We start from the raw sequence: 5,821 nt of genomic DNA, 5'->3' as shown, positions 1-5,821 counted from the left end.
GGGTCCTCTATCCCCTTATCCGGCCCTTCTACCTGGTGTTCCTGATCCTGAACACCTTGATTCTCGCGCTGATTATCATCGCCTTTTCTCCCATAGACCGGGGAGGAGACCTAGTGCACTACATCGGGAAGTTCTGGGCCCGGCTCAACATGCTTGCCGCCGGGGTGCGCGTCACCTTGAAGGGCAGGGAAAAAATCCGAAGGGACCTCTCTTATGTGGTCATGGCCAATCACCAGAGCCTTTTCGATGTCTGGGCCCTTATCGCCAAGCTCCCCCTTCAACTCCGCTGGGTCATCAGAACCGGGATCCGGAGGATGCCGGTCTTCGGGTATGCCCTTAAGCGGATGGGTCACATCTATATCGACCGCAGAAGCCCCCGGGACACGGTCCGGGGGCTCCGGGAGGCGGCCCGGGAAATCCGTAGAGGGCACAGCGTGGTGATCTTCCCTGAAGGGACGAGGAGCCGGGACGGACGGCTCCAAAAATTCAACCGGGGTGGGGCCGTCATAGCCCTCCGGAGCAAAGCACCGGTTCTTCCCATAACCGTGAACGGAAGCCGTTTCGTCCTTCCCAAAGGAACACTGGCCCTGATGCCGGGCAGGATCCAGATCGTGGTGGGGGATCCGATCGACCCCGGGAACTTTTCAAAGGACCGTGAAGAAGAACTCCTGACCAGCATCCGCCGGGCCATCGAAGAAAACCTCGACCCAGAATACGGCTCCTTTGTGTAAAACCGGCCTTTTCCCGGGCCCACATACAGCCCGGGAGCAAAAGGGACTGACAAACAATTTTTTTGGACTGAAAAAGAATGCGGCGTCACCTGCTGGACCACCCCGTTTCTTATTACGCCATCTTTTTTTCGACCCGGTATCTTCCAATCGGGCTTTGCCGGTTTCTCGGGAAAATTGCGGCCCTGTCCATTTACGCCCTTTCCAGGAAAGACCGCTTGGGCCTTTCCCGAAACCTGGCCCTTGCCCTGGACCGCTCACCGGCGGATCCCCTAGTAAGAAAAACGGTCCGCCGGATCTTTCTGAACTACGGCCGGTACCTGGTGGATTTTTTCCTTATCCCCCAGCAACCTCCCCATCGGATCCGGGCCTTCTTCCACCGCCTCACGGGTGAACATATCCTGCAGGAGGCCCTTGGTAAGGGCCGGGGCGCGATCCTCGTCTCCGCCCACGTGGGGAACTGGGAATTCGGAGGGACCATGATAGGACTCGCCGGGTATCCCTTTGCCGTGGTGGCCCTGGCCCACAACACCTCGGCGACCAACGCCCTTGTCAACCGCCTCAGGAAAGGGAAAGGGATAAAAGTCATCGAGATGGATCACTCACCCCTTTCAGCCCTCCAGGTCCTGGGACACCTACGCCGAAACGGGGTGGTGGCCATGATCGGGGACCGGGACCTGATCGGGCGGGGCCGGCCTGTACGGTTCTTCGGACGACGGGTCCGATTTCCGGTGGGCCCAGTTCTTGCCGCCATGAAATCCGGAGCGGCCCTCATCCCGGCCTTTGTCCTGATGGGCCCGGATGGCCGTTATTCCGGCTTCCTGGAGCCTCCCATCCCTTTGGCCGGAGAGGAAGAATCCGAGGACCCTGTGGGCGAAAACCTGGAAAGGCTCGCCCGGGTTTTCGAAAGGGTCATCCGCGCCCATCCAGATCAATGGTACTGTCCCGATCCCATTTTCAAGGAAGGAACGCCCCCATGAAACTGCTTCTCGTTGCCCCCAGGTGGCCTGAAAACAGCCTCTGGGGTCAGATCTATTTCCGCTTCCCCTACCTTGGCCTGACGACCCTCGCGGCCCTGACCGGAGAGGAATGGGACATCTCCATCATCGACGAAAACGTGACATCACTGGACTCGGCCCCCGAAGCCGACCTTGTGGGCATCACCCTGATGACTCCTCTTGCAGGGAGGGGGTACGCCATTGCGGACCGTTTCAGGGAAAAAGGGATCCCCGTGGTGCTCGGGGGGATTCATCCTACCAAGATGGAGGAGGAGGCCCGATCCCATGCCGACAGCATCGTGCTCGGGGAGGCCGAAGGCGTGTGGCCTCAGGTCCTCGCCGATTTCAAGGAGAACCGCCTTCGGCCTTTTTACCGTTCCGGGGAACATCGGGATCTGGCGGACTTACCTTTCCCGCGCCGCGATCTCCTGGATCGAAAGGCCTACTTCTTCATCAACACTCTCCAAACCACCCGAGGCTGCCCCTTCGACTGCGAGTTCTGCTCCGTCACCTCGTTTTACGGCAGGACCTACCGCATCCGCCCCGTCCAGGACGTCCTGGATGAAATGGCGGGAATGGAAAGGGGTTTTGTGTTTTTCGTGGACGACAATATCGTCGGCAACCCCTCCTATGCCAAGGAACTCTTCAGGGCCCTGATCCCCCTCCGGATCAAGTGGTTCAGCCAGGCCTCCCTCAGCATCGTCCGGGATCCGGAACTCCTCCGCCTGGCCGGGGAGAGCGGTTGCAAGGGGCTCTTTATCGGCTTTGAATCCCTTTCCCAGGAAAACCTGAAAGCGATCGGGAAATCCATGAACCGGGCGGCGGAGTACAGGGACGCCGTCCGAAAAATCCACGACCATGGGATCGGAATCCAGGGATCCTTCATTTTCGGGGCCGACGAGGACGACAAATCTGTTTTTTCCGATGTCCTTCGATTTATAGAGAGAACCCACATCGAGGCCGCCCTCTTCTCGGTTCTCACCCCTTTTCCGGGGACCCGCATCCGGGAGTGGTTGAGGGCCCAAAACCGTATCATTCACAATGATTGGGAGAAGTACGACATGAACCACGTGGTCTTCAAGCCCAGGAAAATGAACCCTGAAGAACTCCAGGCCGGGCTTGAATGGGCCTACCGGAAACTCTACGGTTATTCTTCCATCCTGAAGAGACTCTTTCCCTTCAACCGGAACGCCCTGTTCTTCGGCATTCAAAACCTGGGATTCCGTAAGGCCTGGGAAAAGGTACTCAAGGGGGAAACATGAGAAAACCGATCCTGATGATTTCGTGGCTTCTGCTTTCCCTTTTCCTCCTATTCCAGGGAGGGCCGATTACTTCAGGGGCCGAGACCGACCCGAACCTCCTCAAGGTGCTCCGAAAGGTGAAGGAGAGGGAGAAGAGCATTCGAACCTTTTCCGCCGCCTTTCACCAATTGAAGAAAACCAGCCTGCTGGAAGATCCCCTCCGCTCGGAAGGAAGGATTTTCTTTGACAGATCCGGAAAAATTCTTTTAAAAATAACCAAACCCTCTGTATCGACCGTCCTGATAAAAAAGGGATGGATTACGCTTTACTACCCGGAATTTTCAAAAAAGGAAGAGAGGTACATCGGCGAGCGGTTTATCAGGAAGCACTTTGGGCTGGAATGTTCTCTGGAGGAAATCGAGAAGCATTACGATATAGAGTTTTCAGAGGAAAGGTATTCCGGGCCTTACCGCCTCCTCCTGAAACCCCGTGATAAGGCATTCAGGAAATACGTTTCAAGCATCGAGCTCCTTCTGGATCCCGGCTCCTGGCTTCCGACCTCCATCACGGTGATGGAAAAGGGGGGAGATGTCACGAGGATCACCCTGAAATTTCTCTCCATCAACGAACCCCTTCCCAAGGGCGTTTTCAGACCCGATATCCCGGACACCCGATAGGATCATTCCGGTCTGAAAGGAGAATTCATCATGATAAAATTTTTCTCCATGCTTGGATTGGTGTTTGGGCTTCTCTTGACAAACCCGACCCAGGGTCCGGATTGCGCCCGCGCCCAGGAGACCGCCCCGGACAGCGGAGAGGAACTTTCGCCCGGGCCCTCCCGGGGGATGCTGGGCCGCGCCGAAAGCCTGTTCAAGGCCAAGAAGTACGACGAGGTCATCCGGCTCCTCTCGGGGCCGGCCTCCCGCGAACCGGGCAATTTCCCTGTCAATATCCTCCTTGCAAAGGCCCAGACGGAAAAATGTGCGCTGCTGAAATCCAGGGGGGACAAGAAATACAGGTCTCTGGTCATGTCGCCCTACGTGACAGCAAGGCGCCTTAACAGGATCGACCCCTATCGTCCCGAACCCTATTACATCGCGTCCAAATGTCTCCTGATCAACGACCGACTCACGAGATCCATAAGAAGCATCAAGAAGGCCCTGTATTTCGCCCCCGGCAGGCCCGAGTATCTCATCGTGCTGGGGGACGGTTGCAGGAGGCTGGCGGAACGTGGACATGACAGGTTTCAGATCGACCGGTACATATCCCTGGCAATGGACGCTTACCGAAAGGCCCTGACCAACGCAAAGAACGAGGAGTTAAAGGCTGATGCCGAAAAAAGAATAGAGGGCCTGGAAAAGATGAAAAGGGACATGGAAGGGACAGTTTACAGGTATTGACATGCCGGATCGGATCCTTTACCTCTATCCCGGCCAGGGAAGCCAGTCGCCAGGCATGGGCCGGGAACTACTTGATTCATTCCCCGAGGCCGGGGAAATCTTCGACCGGGCCGATCGGGTTCTGGGTTTTTCCTTGAGCAGGATCTGCCTCGAGGGGCCGGAGGAAGTCCTGGGTCTCGACCTGAACGCCCAGTTGGCCGTTTTCACCATATCCTGCATAACTGCCGACATCCTAAAAGCGCGGGGGCTTCGACCGGATCTCCTTACCGGTCACAGTTCCGGCTTTTACGCCGCAGCCTATACCGCCGGCTGTTTCGGATTCGAAGAAGGCCTCCTCATCGTTAAGCGTGCAGGCGAGATTCTGGCCGAGACCGCGGAATCTATGAACGGGGCCATGGCGGTGATCTTCGGGCTTCCCCTCGAAACCATAGAACGGATCACCCGTAAGGTCGGCGGCGTGGAGCCCGCCCTTTTGAACACACCGAGGCAGACCATCATCTCGGGGCACTCACAAGCCGTCCGAAGGGCCATGGAACAGGCCCTGGAGGCAGGGGCCCTGGACGCCCACCCCTTGCCCTTCCAAGCCGCCTACCATTCCCGACTCATGGAAAGGGCGTCCAGAACCTTTTTCGCCGAACTGTCAGGACAAATCCTCCGGCAGCCCCAGATTCCACTCCTCTCCTACTCCACCCTCCGTCCCGTGAGGGATGAAGAGGACCTGAAGGAAACCCTGGCCCTTCAACTGAGCTCGCCGGTCCGCTGGGCGGACCTGATCCGCCGCTTCAAGGACCAAGGATCCACCGTCTTTGTGGAGATGGGCCCAGGAACGGTCCTCTCGCGGACCCTTCGCTGGATCGACCGGGATATCCGGGTGGAAAACACTTCGACCCGAGAGGACATGCTGAGGACCATCCGGCATCTTCGAAAGAAACCGGATGGGAGGAATCCATGACGTCCATTTGGTGGAAAGCCCCAGGGACGATCCGCCGGATCCTTCCCCACCGCGAACCCTTCCTCTTCGTGGATCGGGTGGTGGCTTTCGAACCTGAAAAAGAAATCACTGCGGAATTTACGGCTCTTCCTGGCGAGTGGTATTTCGCCGGGCACTTCCCCGAAAGGCCGATCCTGCCGGGTGTCCTGGTGGCAGAGGCTCTGGCCCAGGCCAGCGGCCTCCTCCTGGGCCTGACCCGTGAGGAAAGGGAGGCCTTGGAAGGGGAAGATCCCGGGCCCCTGTCCCTGGCCGGGATGGACGTCAAATTTTCATCACCTGCCGGGCCTGGAGACACTTTGCGTTTGAATTCAAGGCTGGTGAAGCGCTTTGGGCACACGTTCCTCTTCCGGGTGGAAGCGAGTGTGGGAGAGAGGCGAATAGCTGCCGGGACCCTCATCCTCGCAGGGGACCTATAAACTCAAATTATGCACGAACGCTTGCCTGCCTCGGGCGCGGCCTGTCC

7 protein-coding genes are annotated in these 5,821 nt (G+C 57.9%); all 7 read left to right on the top strand.

Annotated features, from left to right (window positions below; genetic code table 11):
- On the top strand, positions 1-731 hold a 731-nt coding region (locus JRF57_15855; protein ID MBW2305172.1), incomplete at its 5' end, for a 1-acyl-sn-glycerol-3-phosphate acyltransferase.
- A gap of 77 nt (positions 732-808) precedes the next feature.
- Positions 809-1,708, top strand: coding sequence for a lysophospholipid acyltransferase family protein (locus JRF57_15850; GenBank protein ID MBW2305171.1), 900 nt, complete (start codon positions 809-811; stop codon positions 1,706-1,708).
- Entirely contained in the window at positions 1,705-2,988 is a 1,284-nt protein-coding gene (locus JRF57_15845) for a B12-binding domain-containing radical SAM protein (protein MBW2305170.1), read from the top strand. Before JRF57_15850 ends, JRF57_15845 begins: the two co-directional genes overlap by 4 nt.
- Complete coding sequence (locus JRF57_15840; GenBank protein MBW2305169.1) at positions 2,985-3,644, top strand: outer membrane lipoprotein carrier protein LolA; 660 nt, start codon at positions 2,985-2,987, stop codon at positions 3,642-3,644. The genes JRF57_15845 and JRF57_15840 overlap by 4 nt, the downstream gene beginning before the upstream one ends.
- A 30-nt stretch (positions 3,645-3,674) precedes the next feature.
- Positions 3,675-4,367 carry a hypothetical protein gene (locus JRF57_15835; GenBank protein ID MBW2305168.1) on the top strand — a complete coding sequence of 231 codons (693 nt, stop codon included), beginning with the start codon at positions 3,675-3,677 and terminating at the stop codon, positions 4,365-4,367.
- A gap of 1 nt (position 4,368) precedes the next feature.
- Positions 4,369-5,319: an ACP S-malonyltransferase gene (locus JRF57_15830; GenBank protein ID MBW2305167.1), complete on the top strand. Its 951-nt coding sequence runs from the start codon at positions 4,369-4,371 to the stop codon at positions 5,317-5,319.
- Positions 5,316-5,774 carry a beta-hydroxyacyl-ACP dehydratase gene (locus JRF57_15825; GenBank protein MBW2305166.1) on the top strand — a complete coding sequence of 153 codons (459 nt, stop codon included), beginning with the start codon at positions 5,316-5,318 and terminating at the stop codon, positions 5,772-5,774. The genes JRF57_15830 and JRF57_15825 overlap by 4 nt, the downstream gene beginning before the upstream one ends.
- The last annotated feature ends 47 nt before the right edge of the window (positions 5,775-5,821 follow it).

This window comes from Deltaproteobacteria bacterium, assembly GCA_019310525.1.
GTDB lineage: Bacteria > Desulfobacterota > DSM-4660 > Desulfatiglandales > HGW-15 > JAFDEE01.
This window is presented reverse-complemented; position numbering and strand designations above follow the sequence as displayed.

What these genes read in the sequence shown, in the direction of transcription:
- JRF57_15850 (MBW2305171.1), top strand. Translation starts at nt 809, where the DNA reads ATGCGGCGTCACCTGCTGGACCACCCCGTTTCTTATTACGCCATCTTT.
- JRF57_15845 (MBW2305170.1), top strand. Translation starts at nt 1,705, where the DNA reads ATGAAACTGCTTCTCGTTGCCCCCAGGTGGCCTGAAAACAGCCTCTGG.
- JRF57_15840 (MBW2305169.1), top strand. Translation starts at nt 2,985, where the DNA reads ATGAGAAAACCGATCCTGATGATTTCGTGGCTTCTGCTTTCCCTTTTC.
- JRF57_15835 (MBW2305168.1), top strand. Translation starts at nt 3,675, where the DNA reads ATGATAAAATTTTTCTCCATGCTTGGATTGGTGTTTGGGCTTCTCTTG.
- JRF57_15830 (MBW2305167.1), top strand. Translation starts at nt 4,369, where the DNA reads ATGCCGGATCGGATCCTTTACCTCTATCCCGGCCAGGGAAGCCAGTCG.
- JRF57_15825 (MBW2305166.1), top strand. Translation starts at nt 5,316, where the DNA reads ATGACGTCCATTTGGTGGAAAGCCCCAGGGACGATCCGCCGGATCCTT.